Source organism: Virgibacillus sp. M23, from assembly GCF_034190895.1.
Lineage (GTDB): Bacteria > Bacillota > Bacilli > Bacillales > Amphibacillaceae > Virgibacillus > Virgibacillus salarius.
In genome coordinates this window covers 113,402-129,268 of sequence record NZ_JAWDHA010000001.1, presented here as the reverse complement: position 1 = coordinate 129,268, position 15,867 = coordinate 113,402, and the positions used below count along the sequence as shown (strand labels likewise).

Annotated in this window: 14 protein-coding genes; 7 read left to right on the top strand and 7 right to left on the bottom strand. The window is 34.6% G+C overall.

What is annotated here, in order from left to right; translation table 11 throughout:
- Positions 1 to 153 precede the first annotated feature (153 nt).
- Positions 154 to 888: a class I SAM-dependent methyltransferase gene (locus tag RVS70_RS00655; protein WP_166530737.1), complete on the top strand. Its 735-nt coding sequence runs from the start codon at positions 154 to 156 to the stop codon at positions 886 to 888.
- Between the two features lie 348 nt (positions 889 to 1,236).
- Here RVS70_RS00655 and RVS70_RS00650 read toward each other — a convergent pair whose 3' ends face one another.
- From RVS70_RS00650 to RVS70_RS00640, 3 genes are all read right to left on the bottom strand, one after another.
- Positions 1,237 to 2,625 carry an MFS transporter gene (locus RVS70_RS00650; protein WP_246484826.1) on the bottom strand — a complete coding sequence of 463 codons (1,389 nt, stop codon included), beginning with the start codon at positions 2,623 to 2,625 and terminating at the stop codon, positions 1,237 to 1,239.
- A 209-nt stretch (positions 2,626 to 2,834) separates the two neighbouring features.
- The gene (locus RVS70_RS00645) at positions 2,835 to 3,506 is read right to left on the bottom strand and encodes an ArsR/SmtB family transcription factor (RefSeq protein WP_121605158.1); all 672 of its coding nucleotides are present in this window, start codon (positions 3,504 to 3,506) and stop codon (positions 2,835 to 2,837) included.
- Positions 3,507 to 4,097: 591 nt separating this feature from the next.
- The gene (locus tag RVS70_RS00640; RefSeq protein WP_321132388.1) at positions 4,098 to 4,481 is read right to left on the bottom strand and encodes a four-helix bundle copper-binding protein; all 384 of its coding nucleotides are present in this window, start codon (positions 4,479 to 4,481) and stop codon (positions 4,098 to 4,100) included.
- Positions 4,482 to 5,284: 803 nt separating this feature from the next.
- Between RVS70_RS00640 and RVS70_RS00635 the strand changes: the two genes are divergently transcribed.
- Complete coding sequence (locus RVS70_RS00635; protein ID WP_034679495.1) at positions 5,285 to 5,500, top strand: hypothetical protein; 216 nt, start codon at positions 5,285 to 5,287, stop codon at positions 5,498 to 5,500.
- Positions 5,501 to 5,851: 351 nt separating this feature from the next.
- Here RVS70_RS00635 and RVS70_RS00630 read toward each other — a convergent pair whose 3' ends face one another.
- Entirely contained in the window at positions 5,852 to 7,183 is a 1,332-nt protein-coding gene (locus RVS70_RS00630; protein ID WP_026683123.1) for an MATE family efflux transporter, read from the bottom strand.
- Positions 7,184 to 7,836: 653 nt separating this feature from the next.
- On the bottom strand, positions 7,837 to 8,619 hold the full coding sequence (locus tag RVS70_RS00625; RefSeq protein ID WP_026683124.1) for an alpha/beta fold hydrolase: 783 nt from the start codon (positions 8,617 to 8,619) through the stop codon (positions 7,837 to 7,839).
- Between the two features lie 968 nt (positions 8,620 to 9,587).
- Here RVS70_RS00625 and RVS70_RS00620 point away from each other — a divergent pair.
- The gene (locus RVS70_RS00620; RefSeq protein ID WP_205388566.1) at positions 9,588 to 9,839 is read left to right on the top strand and encodes an alpha/beta hydrolase; all 252 of its coding nucleotides are present in this window, start codon (positions 9,588 to 9,590) and stop codon (positions 9,837 to 9,839) included.
- A gap of 195 nt (positions 9,840 to 10,034) precedes the next feature.
- On the opposite strand, the gene RVS70_RS00615 is transcribed toward RVS70_RS00620, so the two are convergent.
- On the bottom strand, positions 10,035 to 10,478 hold the full coding sequence (locus tag RVS70_RS00615) for a cell wall hydrolase (protein ID WP_026683125.1): 444 nt from the start codon (positions 10,476 to 10,478) through the stop codon (positions 10,035 to 10,037).
- A 154-nt stretch (positions 10,479 to 10,632) separates the two neighbouring features.
- On the opposite strand from RVS70_RS00615, the gene RVS70_RS00610 reads away from it, so the two are divergent.
- The 3 genes from RVS70_RS00610 (at position 10,633) to RVS70_RS00600 (ending at position 12,929) form a co-directional block, all read left to right on the top strand.
- Entirely contained in the window at positions 10,633 to 11,094 is a 462-nt protein-coding gene (locus tag RVS70_RS00610; protein WP_026683126.1) for an aminoacyl-tRNA deacylase, read from the top strand.
- A 281-nt stretch (positions 11,095 to 11,375) separates the two neighbouring features.
- Entirely contained in the window at positions 11,376 to 12,191 is an 816-nt protein-coding gene (locus RVS70_RS00605) for a lipid II flippase Amj family protein (protein WP_166530738.1), read from the top strand.
- A gap of 465 nt (positions 12,192 to 12,656) precedes the next feature.
- Positions 12,657 to 12,929, top strand: a complete 273-nt coding sequence (locus RVS70_RS00600; RefSeq protein WP_026683128.1) for a hypothetical protein — start codon at positions 12,657 to 12,659, stop codon at positions 12,927 to 12,929.
- 779 nt (positions 12,930 to 13,708) lie between these two features.
- Here the strand turns inward: RVS70_RS00600 and RVS70_RS00595 are convergent.
- Positions 13,709 to 14,596 carry a LysR family transcriptional regulator gene (locus tag RVS70_RS00595; protein ID WP_026683129.1) on the bottom strand — a complete coding sequence of 296 codons (888 nt, stop codon included), beginning with the start codon at positions 14,594 to 14,596 and terminating at the stop codon, positions 13,709 to 13,711.
- A 114-nt stretch (positions 14,597 to 14,710) separates the two neighbouring features.
- Here RVS70_RS00595 and RVS70_RS00590 point away from each other — a divergent pair, with 114 nt between their 5' ends.
- Positions 14,711 to 15,592, top strand: coding sequence for a sulfite exporter TauE/SafE family protein (locus RVS70_RS00590; RefSeq protein ID WP_240455745.1), 882 nt, complete (start codon positions 14,711 to 14,713; stop codon positions 15,590 to 15,592).
- Positions 15,593 to 15,867 lie beyond the last annotated feature (275 nt).

The following is a 15,867-nucleotide window of genomic DNA, read 5'->3' as shown; positions in this document are numbered from 1 at the left end:
ATAAAAACTACGATTTGACTTTTGATTTGAAATATTAAACTGGTATAATCTACATAAAAATAAGGAAGTAGGTGATATTAATGATTGTACACAAAAGAGAAGTACTCCATGTAATTTCCAAAAACAGCTAAAAATTACATGGAGGTATGAACAATGAAAGAGAGCGACTACGATAATGAAAACATTTTTGAAAAATACAGCCAAATGGATCGGAGCAAAAGAGGGCTAGAGGGAGCGGGTGAGTGGCAAACCTTAAAGAAATTACTTCCTGATTTTCAAGGAAAGAAAGTCTTAGATTTAGGATGTGGTTATGGTTGGCATTGCATCTATGCTTTAGAACAAGGAGCAAGTTCTGTAGTAGGGGTAGATTTGTCTGAAAAAATGTTGGAGGTTGCTAAAAAACAAACAACATCCAAAAAAGTAGAGTATATCCATTCAGACATTGAAGATATATCTTTTGCGGAAAATACCTTCGACATTGTTCTAAGTTCGCTAACTTTACATTATATTGAATCTTTTTCTGATATAGCTAAAAATGTTCATCGTTACTTAAAAGGTGATGGGGTTTTTGTTTATTCAGTGGAACATCCTATTTTTACTTCTGATGGGAATCAAGACTGGATTTATAGTGAAGATGGTTCCATTGCTCATTTTCCAGTAGATAACTATTTTTATGAAGGCAAGCGAGCGACGAATTTTTTAGGAGAAAATGTAACTAAATACCATAAAACATTAACCACGTATGTAGATGGTTTACTGAAGAATGGATTTCATATTAATCGAATAGTAGAGCCTATGCCTCCTGAAAACATGATAAATGTTCCAGGAATGAAAGACGAACTTCGTAGACCTATGATGTTGATTGTCTCCGCAACAAATGAAAAATAAGATTACTCACACTAACATTAAAGCTCATACTTATTATGGGTTCGCATATTTTGATAATGAACAAAAGCGCAAACTCCCGATTAGAAACGTAGCGACTGGAGCGAGTCAACGGAGATAAAGGAATCACGGTGAGCTTGCGAGCTGATGATGACTTATAGTAGGTGATTCATGAAGTCACATCGTTTCTAGGCGGTAGAGCTGGACGTGGCTCAACACGCCCATATTTATCCATATGGGCTAATTTTATAATTTCCGAGACTATTAGAAAGTAGTTAATGTCTATCATTATTAGTTAGGATGGTTAGACACTAACTACTCCTCACCTAAATTTCTAAACAAATAGGAAGGTTATTCTTTATTTTCACGAGATAAGATCACAATTGGAATGAGTATTAAGGAGAAAATCCCTCCAGCAAACGATAACGTTTCATAACTTGAACCAGCAACAACCATCCCTGACAAGGCTCCACCGGAAGCTCCAGCTAAAGCAATAAAAACATCCACTGTGCCTTGAGTCTTGGCACGAGTTGAAGCTTCTGTTGAATCAACAATCAGAGCTGTTCCACTAATTAATCCGAAATTCCATCCTAATCCAAGTAAAGAAAGAGCAACAATTAGAAGAAATACAGAATTACCTGGTGCTACCCCTGCTATAACACCCGAAAGGAGTAATGTAACTCCAGCAGAAATCGCCATGGCAGGACGACCAATCTTATCAACAAGAATTCCCGTAAAGAGGGAAGGAAGGTACATAGCTCCGATATGAAAGCCAATCACAAGTCCGATGGCACTTAAATTGTGGTCATGATTTCCCATATGAACGGGAGTCATTGTCATAATTGCAAGCATTACAATTTGACTTAGTACCATAATGGTAGCACCAACTGTAATTCCTTTTTTATTTATTTTTTTCTTCTCAATAGGTTCCGAATTTTGCTTATTCGTATTTATTTGTAACGCTATAATAAATGGATCAGGACGTAAAAAAGCGAAAAGCACAAGACCTGCCAATATAAATGAGACTGCGGATAAGATAAACGGGCCAGCTAATTCTGGAATACCAAGAAAAACAGCAACATCCCCCATAATATCAACTAAATTCGGTCCCGCAACTGCACCAAATGTGGTGGCAACCATCGCTATACTTACAGCAGTGGCGCGCTGCTTGTTAGTTGCTAAGTCTGTCCCAGCATAGCGGGCTTGTAAATTAGTTGCAGTACCTGCCCCATATACGAGTAGAGAAATGAATAATAAAAATACACTATTTATGATGGCTGCAATTACAACACCTAATGCTCCAAGTCCGCCCGTTATAAAGCCTGACGCAAGCCCCATACGTCTTCCAAAACGATTTGAAAGTCTTCCTACTATTAATGCAGCTCCTGCCGATCCTAACGTAAATAAAGCAGCTGGTAACCCTGCAAATGAGTTGGTACCAAGCATTTGTTCTGCAAGTAACGCCCCAACTGTTATTCCAGCAGCTAATCCTGCTCCACCAAACATTTGAGAGATAACTACAATGATTAATGTGCGTTTATATAATTTTTTTTGGTTCTCTGGATTATCTAAACAACCTTGTGCCAATTCATTTAGTTTAGTAGACAAATGAAACACCTTCTTTCCAATTTTTATCTCATAAAAAGTCACAACCTTATCAGCCCATTCTACAAGCTCTACACAATCATTCATCGTAGAGATTGGGCAAGAAGTTGTTTCATCTAAAAATCTTAATTTCAAACATGTTCAACAAGCCAATAATTCGCCATCTAACTCTTCAAATTTATTCATTTGCTCTTTTACATTAAATTTCCCATGTTCCATGCTTTCACATTCAACGGCTTCACCCATTAAAAAGAACGTTATGATCTTTTGTTATTCAGTATTGGCAAACCTAAAAGCATTCCAGAATTTTTTTGATTCTTTTGTTTCTAAAATGATTCCTAATTTCATTTTAATTCCCCAGTTGATTTGTCTTGGAATTGATGCCAATCTTGAACGCTGTTTTCTAAACGATGGGCATTTATACCGTTATTCTTTAAAATTTCTACTGCTTCGACCGACATCAGGCAGTACTGCCCCCTACAATAAGCAACAACATCATAATTGGTTGGTAAAGAAGAGAGTTTTTCCCTTAATTCTTCAATTGGTATCGAAATAGCACCTGGAATATGAGCTTTTTCATATTCTTCTTTTGGTCGAACATCTAATAATACTACTTCACCTTTTTCCAGTCGCTCTTTAAGTTCTGAAAGAGTAATCCCATCCATACCAAGATGAGCATTTAAAAATTCTTCTTTTATTTGTTGTACCTGTACAAACTGTTTTTCTGACAAATTATGAAGAGAAGTTAAAAAGTTCGAAATGGCTACATCTGCTAATTCGTAGATTACGTAGTTCCCCTTTTTCTGAAACGTTACCAACCTGGAATTAGTAAGAGTTTGTAAATGTTGAGATACATTTGCCACAGACATAGTAGTTGCTTTTGATAATGCTTCCACCGACTTAGGACCTTGAGATAGTATGTCAAGAATTTCTAAGCGCTTTGGGCTCGAAAGACTTTTACCTATTCTTGCAAATTCTTGATACAATAAATTTTTTAGATTTCTTTCATTTAACAATTTAAATCACCTTCTTATCTATTCAACTATTTAATTGAATAATTGAATTATAATCGCCATGATTATTCTTTTCAACAATTATGCTCCGTTAGTTAAGAATTGGATTTAATTATTTTGGTGTCCAAGCGTCTTATGTATTAATTATGATAAAGTGAAACTTTAATCAGTTGGGAGTTTTGTTTATCCACCACGGATTGTTATTACCACAAGGGTATGACCTAAAGGCCTTTGAACCAATCGGACATTTATCCAAGATCTATTCGTCAACAGGTTAGGGTGTTAAAGTGTAGAAAGTGTTATTTACATCAAAAGGATTATCACACGTATGAAACACTGACTAAAACTATTATGCTTATATCCAATGTTATCACGAAAAAATATCAACAAAAACGACTAAATGGAAAAAGCCCTATGGAATATAGGGCAATGGCCGCCTAGACAACCTTTATTATTTACACTGACTGACTTGACAGGGTGGATTTCAATATAACTTTGTATACTCAGAGTCTAGTTCAGAGTTTCCTTATCTAAACTTCCCTTAACCCTTAACTCTCCCTCTTCAGGAGATATCTGATTAGAATATGTGCAAAACTACATGTTTATTGCAAAATTACGGCACTCTTGAGCACAATGTAAGCAAGTTTTACCACAATATTGTGATTGCTGATCAGGGTGTTGTAAGCAATGATTTCCACAAACCTCACAAATCTGTGCGCATAACGATGCAATAGATTTTGCAAAATAACTGTTACGTGCAATACTCTTAGCAGTTAACGTACAGGTATCAGCGCAGTCCCTCAGTAGTCTTAATTGTTCATTTCTATGGCTAGAACTATCCATTTGTAGAATTGTATATATGGTAGATTCACAAACAGCTTCACAATGTTGGATTGTTTTAATAATTTTATGATAAGGCAAATGACTCTGATCCGTTTGATAGGACAAATGATTCTGATTAAACATTGTATCGTACATATAAATTCCTCCAGAGTTTTTTTAATTTCATAACAGTTTTATGATATGTATGGATATCTACCTATGTTTAAGACATAAGCCTACTTTTTAAAATTAGTACTAACCTAATTGGTCTTTTCAGTTGGTTCACAAAACTTCAAACATAGTTGCATAAATATCGATTCCACAAAATTCATAGTTATCTACTTTTGCTAAAAAACATAAATAAATGAATAAAAGTTCTCACATTATTAATTATAAAAGAAGACAAGATATATAGGAGATGATTACCATAAAAATAAAAAAGAAAAGCATTGTAATTCTAATAAGTGTTCCTTCAAAGTGGATTTAACAGTATTTGCTTATAATGGCTTATTTGACTCCAAAAAGCCAATGAGTATTGAAAAAGTCTATGAGGCTAAAGGGATATACTAAGAATGTTGAGGGGAAAATAAAGGAATTTGAGGAGCATTTTGCTAACGAAGTTTAGATATAACCGCCGTATACAGAAAAATATGTGGAGAACTGATTAAAAAGAAGGTAGAATTATATGAATATGTTATTGATAATTCAGTTGTTAATTAATAATATAAGAATTCATTTATACTCGTTGGGGTAATATGAGAACGTTTTATATTAATTGCAATTCTGGAATTACTATTCAATTAAAGAAAAACGAAATAATTTATGTAAGGGGGATGAAAAATTACCGCAAGCCAAAATGATAAAACCTCTTTTTAAAATTTTTTCCTTCCTCTTTTTTGTTGATAATATCCACTAATCGGCTTACTATAAAAATAGAAGGTGGGAGGGGATCTAGAATAATGAAACTTCATATAATTGCTTCAGTTATAGCTGTTTTAATAATAATTTTTATACTAACTCAAAAAAATATAAAAAAGAAATTAGATTTAACCGTAATTGTTATTGCTGCTATGCTTATTTTTATTGTAGAAAATCAATGGATTTGGATATCGGTTTTCGTACTTACATTAGTTTATTTTGGAATAAAATATGCAAAAAGTACGGGTGATTCTTGATGGATTGAGCTATCCAGCCTAAACCACATACTATCTCAACTAGGCTTCTATTAGTACCTTTTTTTCTAGTACATTATTAAAGTAACTATAGTGTGAGGTGTTTTCCATGCAAGCTGTCTTAGTCTCTTATTTCTTCAGTTTTTTTGCCTGTTTTCACACCTCTGAATAATTAAGTTTATTTATATAATTACTTTAACTCCATAATTCTATATAGGAAGTCATAAGTCCTGTTATTTCACTGACTCAATTTTCACTCCTGCTTGATGAGTAACGTAGTAAATATCAAGCAGGAGAATCAAAATTAAAAAGGTGCCGAATTCTAGTTTGATCCGTCTATTTTAGATGTGCCTTTTACCGGTGCTTTAACACATGTTTTCTTGTGATAAAAAAGAGTAGCAATGCAACGAGCATTTCAGCAATTGGAAGTGCTAACCACACACCAGCAATACCAAAGAACTTTGGTAATAACCATAGTAAAACCAAGATAAAAACAAAGCTTCTTAACAAAATAATAATGATCGATGGGCGAATTTCTCCAATGGACTGAAAATAAGTCATGTAAACGAAATTAAATCCAAGGAAGATATAGCCTATGAAAAACAATCGAATGCCCTGCACAGCCAATTTACGTACCTCATCAGATTCGAGTCCGAAGAGTGATACGAGTAAAGGTGCAGCAAACAAGCCGATGAGAAGTAGGATTCCCCCCAGCGTGAACGATGCCTTCTCGCCAATCCTTACACTCTCTTTGATTCGCACTTTCTCTTTTGCTCCATGGTAAAAGCTAATTAATGGCTGTAGTGCTGACTCTATTCCAAAAAATGAAAGGAACATGAAGCCGTGCAAATAATTGACGACTGAAAAAGCAGCGACTCCTTCTGTGCCAAGCAAACCAACGACTGCTAAGTTATACCCAGCAACGAAGACAAGGGTTCCCGCTTCAGCTAGAAAGCTTGGGAAGCCGATCGAGAAGATGCTTCCAAGCATTTTCCATGACCACTGGAACGAAGGGCTTCTTAGATTCGAATGCTTTTTAAAGAAATGGAGCAATAGGACGAGTAAACCAGCGAAGCTTGCAAGGGCAGTTGCAAGCGCGGCGCCTAAGACTCCTAACTCCAAGACGAAAATCATATAGTAATTTAGCCCGATATTAATAATTGCAGTCGCACCAAGCGCAACCATCGACAAGGTTGGGCTGCCATCATTTCGGACAAAGATGCTGAGCAGCTGTTGTAAAGCAATTAGCCAACCAAGCAAGAACATAATCTTCAAATATTCGACGGTATGAGTAAGGGTATCTGTATTTGCGCCTAGCAGTTTTGCAATCGCCTCTACATTAACATAACCGAAAACGCCAACGATTAATAGCAGCAATAACGCACTGACAATAGCCAATGAAAATACACTTCTTGCTTTAGTCAACTGCTCGCCTCCGGTATAGATCGAATAAATGGTTCCCCCACCAATACCGATCCATAGTGCGATCGAGAATATTAACGAGAAAACTGGCATGGCAAGGTTGACACCAGCTAGCCCTTCAGCTCCGACCCCGTTACCTACAAATATTCCATCGATAAGGATATTTATCGACATCAGCATCATTCCTAATAATGAAGGAAAGAAATACTGAAAAAATACTTTCTTAACGGATTGTTGTTTCAAGTTTGCATGTGCTCCACTCATCTGTCATTCCTCCTACAACTACTTACAAAAGAAAGTATAAACCTTCAAGCTACTTGAAGGTCAATCTTTTATTTACTAAATACCTAAATTTAAGCTGCATATACTGATTTATACTTAATGACACACAAATGGATTGCAGTAATATTGAAAAGAAGCACAGTTTTAAATCAGGAGCAAATTGTCAACAGAGTACTAAATACATGAGTAGTTATCAATATCCAATTTAACAGGGGAGGAATTTTTTGGTTCGTATTCGAATAGATGTATGGTCTTTAACACTGAGGCTATAGTAGATGAGTAGTACTTAAAGGACATTGTAATGAAAATGCCCTTTAAGTTTATCCACTCTATTACATTATAGATTGAGAGCAGCGAGAGTGGATATGGCTTGGGAAAGGGGCTGCTCATAAATCTTTTCCCGTTTTCTAACTAAGCTACACATGTTTTCAAACATAAAAAGTCCCCCGTAAAAAGGAGGAAAAAGAGAAGGTAAACATATAGAAGATAATTTAAAATCATCTTGTGTATTAGTTTACGTAATACGTTTATTGCATGTTTGTTATAAATTACTCACTTTTTCATATTTTTTTATAGCTGATCAACACTATTTACTATCCTCCACCTTTTATTCCTGAGGCAAATTTATTTAAAGCCTATGGTTTTAAAAATCTTGATAGTACTGGTAACAACATCTCAGGGTTAGGCATATGGTCCTGTCCTTCTAGTTGAAAATATGCTGAGTTTGGAATCGCCTTGCTAAGTTGGTTGGCAGTATCATGTATAGAGGTAGGGCTTTCTTCGCCAACAATTATTTGTGTTGGTGTAGTTAGACGAGCAGCTCGTGTAACAGGTGGTAAATCCAAAGCTAATGTAGTATCGTAGGCAAGGGTAGGGGCAAGTGCTACCATCGTTTCCCATTGTGGTGATTGCTGCATACCCATAATCACTTCTTTAGGTGTACCGATCCCTTCCAAGAAAATACGGATTGCTTGGTCATGCTTACCACTATCAAGCAATCTATATAATCCCTGACTTAACGCTTTGAATTCTTCTTGGTTTGCCTCATCGTTTGAATAGGCAGGGTCATACATAACCAGCTTTTTTACTTTCTGGCCAAGTCGGATTGTAGCTTCTAGCGCAAGAATAGCTCCAGAAGAATGTCCGTATATATTAGCTCTACCTCCAGCTACGTCTATCATCGCTTCAATGTCTTCTAGTTCACGTTCCATTGCGTATGGCATTGTATTACCACTGTTACCCCGCCCACGTCTGTCATAATTGTAGACTGTAAATTCTTCTGCAAACACCTTGGCATCATGCAAGACTGGTGCAAATGAGCGGAAACAAGTGGCTCCTGTTATAAAAATTAGAGCAGGTCCTTTACCATAGGTATCATAAGCTAGCATTGTACCATCTTTTGATCGGGTTGTTTTCATGATTTATCCCCCTTTATTTAGTTGTTCTTTTAAGCGATTTTATTACCATTTTTCTTAATCCTGTCAACTATATCAAATTATTTTAAACGATACTTCTTCTCGATTGCTATATTATACCATTTATAAAGTGAAGCAGATTATTTATAACTAGCTTAACTAAATAAAGGCCACCCATGTTAACTGGGTGACGATTCTGAGGTCATTCTAAAGAACTATATAGAAAACAAACGAATTGCAACAAGCCATTTTATCTCTGGACGTACAGAAAACTGGCTTGTTGTCTAGTATCATATAGTCTTATTCTTATCTAATAAACTATGGATGGAATAAAAACACAGATTATTTAAACCATCCTCATTACGTTTGGTAATTCATCCGTAAGATATAACTTTAGGAATATATTAAAAATTAGTGGAATTTATACTATGAGACCTGTCCAATCATTTTCCTTTGTATGTTCATAAAATGAAATAAAAGAAAGGAGGATGGTTATGTGTTATTGTCATTCTTGTAATAAAAAACACCATCATCTTTGTGACTGGTGTAAAAAGAAGTTCCATTGTGATTGTTTCCATTGCAAAAAGAAAGAATGTTTTTATTATTTCCATGATGAAAGCCATGACTGCTGTGATCATTGTAGAAAGAAATTTGAAAAGAAATTTAAAAAGAAATGTCGCTTTTGTGACTCATATTATTAAATGTTGGAATTATTAAAACGGTCTAGCCCTCACCATGGTGGGGGCTTTTACTTGTTGCTAGTACTATATTTATATTGTATGTTTCTCCTAAGTTAAAGGTGCAAAAATATTTCTATTTTAGCTTTATAAAAGAAGAGAAAAGGAATTGTTAGGCTTTTCACAATGCATATAGTGCCTATTTGTTATGGCATAGAGGTTATTCCTAGCTACAGTTCAAACGGAACATCGTATCAAAGCAGTTGCAACTGTTAGTGCAGTGGATTTCGGTGAATGGTACGTGGAGAAGATAGTGCTGAAAGGCAATTGCAAACACTTGAAGTCGTTGCGAAGCAGCGTACTGTAGAGACAAATGGAACAGAAGCTGACACACGCAGTTATAGTGAACAATTCTACGAATTATCAAATGGTCCAAAGGAATTATTCTGGGTTGAAGGTGCAACACATGTTGCTTTGTATGATATCCCTGAATATGTAAATCAAGCTGTACCTAAGTTAACAGCGTTTTTTGGCAAGATTCTTTAAGAAATACGTTTAAAAAAGCAGCTTGGAATCATTAAAGCTGTTTTCCTGTACATTTTAGGAAAACAGCTTTTTCATAATGCGAAAGGTTGTGAGCCGTATGAGAAAGAACAGTAGAAAGGAACGTTAAGAGGATATTACAAAGCTTCAATATTTTGTTTGATTATATTATGTTAAAAATTAGTTAGAAAATGTAACTTAGCCTCCGATATAAACACTTTCACAGCTTCCCGCTGCCGGTTCATAATAACAATGGTTTTTATATTGACCAGAAAAAGGTTGATCATACCATGTTGGAGGGCACGGTGCATATGGATTAAAATACCAAAGAGCATATTTCCCTGGATGTTCCCTCCAATAATCCAAATTCTTTTTTGCTAGTTTTTTTTCAACAGATCTCGCCCTATTGTAAAAGAGATTTCCTTTTTGAACAGCTTCAAAAGAATAATTCCCTCCTTGTACTTGAAATATAACTTGTGAAATGGTTTTAACATCTCTAAAATCTAGACAATCTGCTTTAGCACGATTAACGATAACATTTCCAACATATAACATTCCTTGTTTTCCTTCACCTTCAGCCTCTGCTCTCATCATCCTTGCCATCAAGTCAACATCAGAACTTCGATAATTTACTCTTGCCATTTTTTCACCTCAGTTTATTGTATGAAAAAAACTACATTAAAATTATCATTTATAAAGATTAATGTTCCAGTATTTACTGTACCTTCGTAAAGAAACTAGACAATATAGCTAGTAATTAGTAAAATAACTTAACATGACAAGGGGGACTATTCGGATGAAATCAGGTCAAAAAATAAAACAGTATATTGATGATAATCATTTAGATGTAGAATATCTGGAAGTAAACGAGTCCTGTCACTCCGTTCGGGAAGCTGCAAATGCTGTAGGAGGTAGAATCTGCGAGTTTGTTAAGAATATTTGCATGATTAGTAAAGAAGGTCAATTAATTGTAGCAATTGTCAATGGTCAAGACAGAGCAAGTACATCAAGGGTAGGCAAGGCATTACATATAGATCGTCCACGTCTAGCGGATGAGGATGAGGTATTACGACAAACAGGTTATCCAATAGGAGGAGTTCCATCTTTTGGTTTTGCTGCAACCTTTTTAATCGATCCAAAAGTAACAGAATTAGAATATGTTTATACAGGTGGAGGCTCCATTAATTCATTAGTAAAGATAAACGTTAGAACGTTAATAGAAGTTAATAAGGGGATAATTGCAAGAATTCGAAAATAATATTTTATAAAGTGAAACCTCAATCAGTGGGGGGGCTTACTGCCAGTTATATGTGGGATAAAATCATCATACGTTAAATTTCCCTTTAAATACGCTTTAAAAACAAGGATTTATGATTGTACCAATATTTGTGCTAAGATTAATTTTATGGTTAATAAATCTAGCCATAGTATGTTTTTCGTATCAATAAAGACATCGTGATATAAGATGTTATAATGCTATATTATAGAATTTTACTAGATGTAATAACCACCACTAGTGAATAAAAAGAAGGTATGGAGTTGGAATTTTTAACTGAAAAACTAATAGTTATAGCTTTATTTATCTTTATCATTCATTCTATTGAAACACTCGCTTATGCTGTTAGGTTATCTGGGGCGAGAGTAAAGATGATTGCTTCAGCGTTATCTCTCTTTAATATAATGGTAATGGTTTCAAGATTAGCTAATATGATGCAGCAACCTTTTACAGGTAGTTTAATCGATACCGCACCAGTTCATAATGCTCAAGAATTTGTAGAAACACAATTTCGCATTCTCATAGGTGCGTCAACAATTGGGACAGTATTTGGAATCCTATTACTTCCTACTTTTATAGCACTCTTCTCAAGGGCAATCATTTACCTATCTGAAGAGAGAGGTTCTGTTCCATCTTTATTTAAGAGAATTGTTTCTTTAGAGTATATGAAGCGTGGATTAAAGCATGTTAGTTTACCAAGATTTACATACTTGAAAGGTACTACGCTCAAGGATATTCCAATTAGATTGTTTTTTGTAAATATGATAATAACCGCAATTTATACAATTGGCGTGCTATCTGCCTTATACGCAGCATTACTGGCTCCTGAGCGTTCGTCCACAGCAATTATGGCATCAGGTTTAATAAATGGGATTGCAACAATACTGCTAGTTATCTTCGTAGATCCAAAGGTTTCGGTAGTAGCTGACGATGTAGTTAACCGGAGAGGAAGTTATCAAACACTTAAAAACATTTCCTTGCTGATGATTATCTCGAGGCTATTAGGAACGCTGCTTGCACAATTGTTGTTTATACCAGGGGCGAAATATATCGCTTGGTTTACTCATTTTATTGTTTAATGTTCGGTAAAAGCTACGTGCAATAGTTAGAAAAACACATTTTATGCTGAAGCTCTCACTATAATCAGTGAGGGCTTTCTATTGTTATTTGCGGCTATCATTCCATCAAAATGTAAAAGCGACGATAACTTCGTTACTATCTATTATTAAATCTGTTTCAGCAGTGGGGAGGGAATTGCAGTATTTGGTTTTGAAAAAATGTTTCTAGCAGCTACAGCTATTGCGTTAATCGGAAGCTTACTGCCAATCCGTTCAGTGACAAGTGTAAAGTAAACTAGATTTTACTTTATAAGAATTAGAATCGGAGTCTTTAAAAATATATGGTTCCATAAAAAGGTGGTATGTGTTTAATCAGAACCTGTACCACCGTTTCTCTTTACATTGTAGTTTGTTAGATTTGGTTATGTAATTTATTTTTGGGTAAAATTACGCAGGAATATATTCCCTTTTGTCGAATAGTAGAAGATGAGGGGAGGGAATATTATTAAGCAAATTAGCGAATTTATTATAAATGGTGATAGTTATTTTGGTGAAGGATATTATATTAAATACGATAATAGCTTACATATTACTGACTTTGATCATTCGATATTTAAAGTATTTAGCAGATTATTCAGAAGTATGGTAATAGTAACAGATTTGAAGTTAACTGGACCAGGCGGATTTGAAGTTAGTTTTAGCGGGAGCTACTTTATAGATGAAGTAGACTATGATGTAATAATATTAATTAAAAATTAATAGTCGTAGGGTCTAGGGCGAAACTAACATAGTTAACCCCAAAGCTGAACGATAAAAAAGCATAGTCAAAAAACGTGACTCCTTGAAAAAGAAGAACGCTTTTTCTGCGTGCGATGTATCGCTGCGAAATCTTCCTTATCCTTCGGAAACAGCTGAGCTGAAGATTCCGCAGAAAAGCGGTCTTGCTTTCCAAAGGAACTGAAGCCATCGCTGAAAACGTATTATTTTAAAGGAGTGATGATAGAATCTATACATTGAACTGATTCTTCAAATGAAATTGTTCAGGTGATTATGTGATAAATACTTTAATCCGATTGTTAATAAGCTAGTAGAAAAATTTATTGAACCAACAGACGATTTTAATGCTAGAGTTTTATTCCATATATTGTTTAGTGTAACGATTTTATCTACTTTACTAACAGTGATCAGATCTTGGATTGGCATGAAAGAGATAAGTCTAGAACCGATTCAAAACTTCTTTTATGCCTGGCCCGAAATTTTTTCATAGCTTTTTGGATTGAAGTTTTGATTGCACAGCCGATGGCACGATTTGTTATGAAAAATTACACAAAATACAGAAAAATAAGGAGAAAAGCCTAAATGTGTAATACACTGACTTAAAGGTTTTAAGTGTAAACGAAAGATGATGATTAGAAACTCTAAACTTAGTGAAGTAATCTAATAGTTAGTTATAGTTAGGGGATGGACACCGTATTTTATTGGACGCATGCCCTTTCGTTTTGTCTTTTATTTGCTTGTTATTTTAGTAATTGAGTTTTTTAATAGTATTTTTTTACTAAATCAAGAAAATTTTTTATATTGGGGGATAATTCCTTATCTTCTTTCCGACTGCAAAGGTATACAGGTCGTTTAATATCAACGCCTTTAACTTTAACTCTCCCCACCTCTTTACGATTCAAGTGTTCTTGTATAGCGAGAGAGGGTGCTAGCATTACACCATATCCGGCTATAACTGAACGAATAGATTCATTTAAACCATGAAACTGCAAACCTACACGGGGAGGTGTAACACCGTGAACCCTACATAATGAAAAAAGAATTTCTCTTGTAGAGCTCCCTTCCTCTCTTAATAAAAATGGCTCTTGAACTAAATCGGATAGTAATATCTCTTTTCCATCGTATTTGTGACCTATCGGGACAATAAACCAAAAATCGATATCCACTAGGTGGTGGAGGTTTAAGTCTGATTGGTTCCAATCTTCGTTTACTACAAAAGCAATGTCTGCCTTATAGTGAAGTAATTGTTCAATTACTTCATTTGAATTACCACTATATAGTTCTACTTTTACTAGGGGTGAGTCTTTTTTTAGTTTAGCTAGCCATAAGGGTAATAAAAAATTAGCTGGTAAATAAGTTGATGCTATCCGTAAATTTTCTTGTTTTCCATTTTCTAATTGCCTCAGTTTATATTCAATGTCTTTTTCCATATCAAATAAACGTTCAGCGTGTTTAAATAAAAATTGCCCCTCTTTAGTCAGTTTTATTCCTCTTCCTTCTGCTTTAATTAACTTCAATCCTGTTTCTTTTTCTAAATTACGTATTTGAATGGTTACAGCAGGTTGACTAATAGAAAGAACTCTTGCAGCCTCGGTAACACTCCTTATAGATGCCACAGTAGTAAATATTCGAAGTGAGTGAAGATTCATTGATAAAACCCTTTCATAAAAAAATCTTATAAAAAAATTTAAAATATATATTAGATTTATCATTATATAATGTATACCATTTATATAAAGGGTAGTAAAGGGGGGGGAGAAATATTGAATACACCAATCGGTGAAGAAGAATTCACACACCAGAGAAAACAAAAGAGGCATAGAAAAATATATGTCATTTCCTTCCTTACTGTTATGTCAATAATTGGCATTGGAACATGGATATGGGAAATAAAAGGAGGCAGCTATCATTTCTTCGTTTTAATTCTTATTGGATTAGGAGCCTCTTTTTTGGGGACTTTAGCGGGAGGAGCTGGTTTAATTACTATACCAGGTATGATGTTAACTGGTATTCCAATTCAAACGAGTATTGCTACGAACAAGTTCTCCTCTGGCATAGCTGCATTTTCAAGTGTATTTTATCTCATTCGTCATAAGGAGCTTTCAATAAGGTCTATAATGAGTAATTTATTAGTAGCATTTTTAGGAGGAATGGGTGGATCGTTATTAACTTCCCATATTCATGAAAAGACGATGAATATTGTAGCATTCTTATTACTTAATCTTGCATTAATAGTGACATTGATAAATAAGAAATGGACAGCTAATATCCAATTTGATCAACAGCCTCTTACATATAAGATGAATTTATATATTCCTTTGTTTGTGGCTGCCTATGATGGGGGATTTGGCCCAGGTTCTTCTACATTTAGTATTATTTATTATATGAAAAACAGCCATACTTATATGAAGGCTGTCCAAATGACGAGGGTTCTAATCCTAGGAAGTTGTGCAGGGGGATTTATTGTATTTTTTCAAACAGGATTTATCATATGGTCTTATGCAATTTCAATGGCTATTGGTTCTATTATTGGTTCGCAGATAGGTCTTCTACTTCTACCTAAAATCCCTCAAAAAATAGCTGAAAATCTTTTACTGATAATCATCTGCCTATTAATTATACAGATGATTTATAAATTAAAATAAATAGCACGTAATTATGCTCAATTCAAGACTAGATTAATCCAGGAATCTCCTTATATTTTAATATTCTTTGTTATAAACAAATTAATTATTTTGATTTCTTATATATTGCTTTATTGTAACAATTTATTTGCTTAGTCTTTAAGTTCGATTTATACGCATATTTAGGGTACAAGCACTAAATGATACTTGTTTATATATTTGTTGGGATAACATGTCTGGTAAAGCTATTTCTATGTCGAATTATTTGAAAATATTTGTAATATCATCCATTAAAA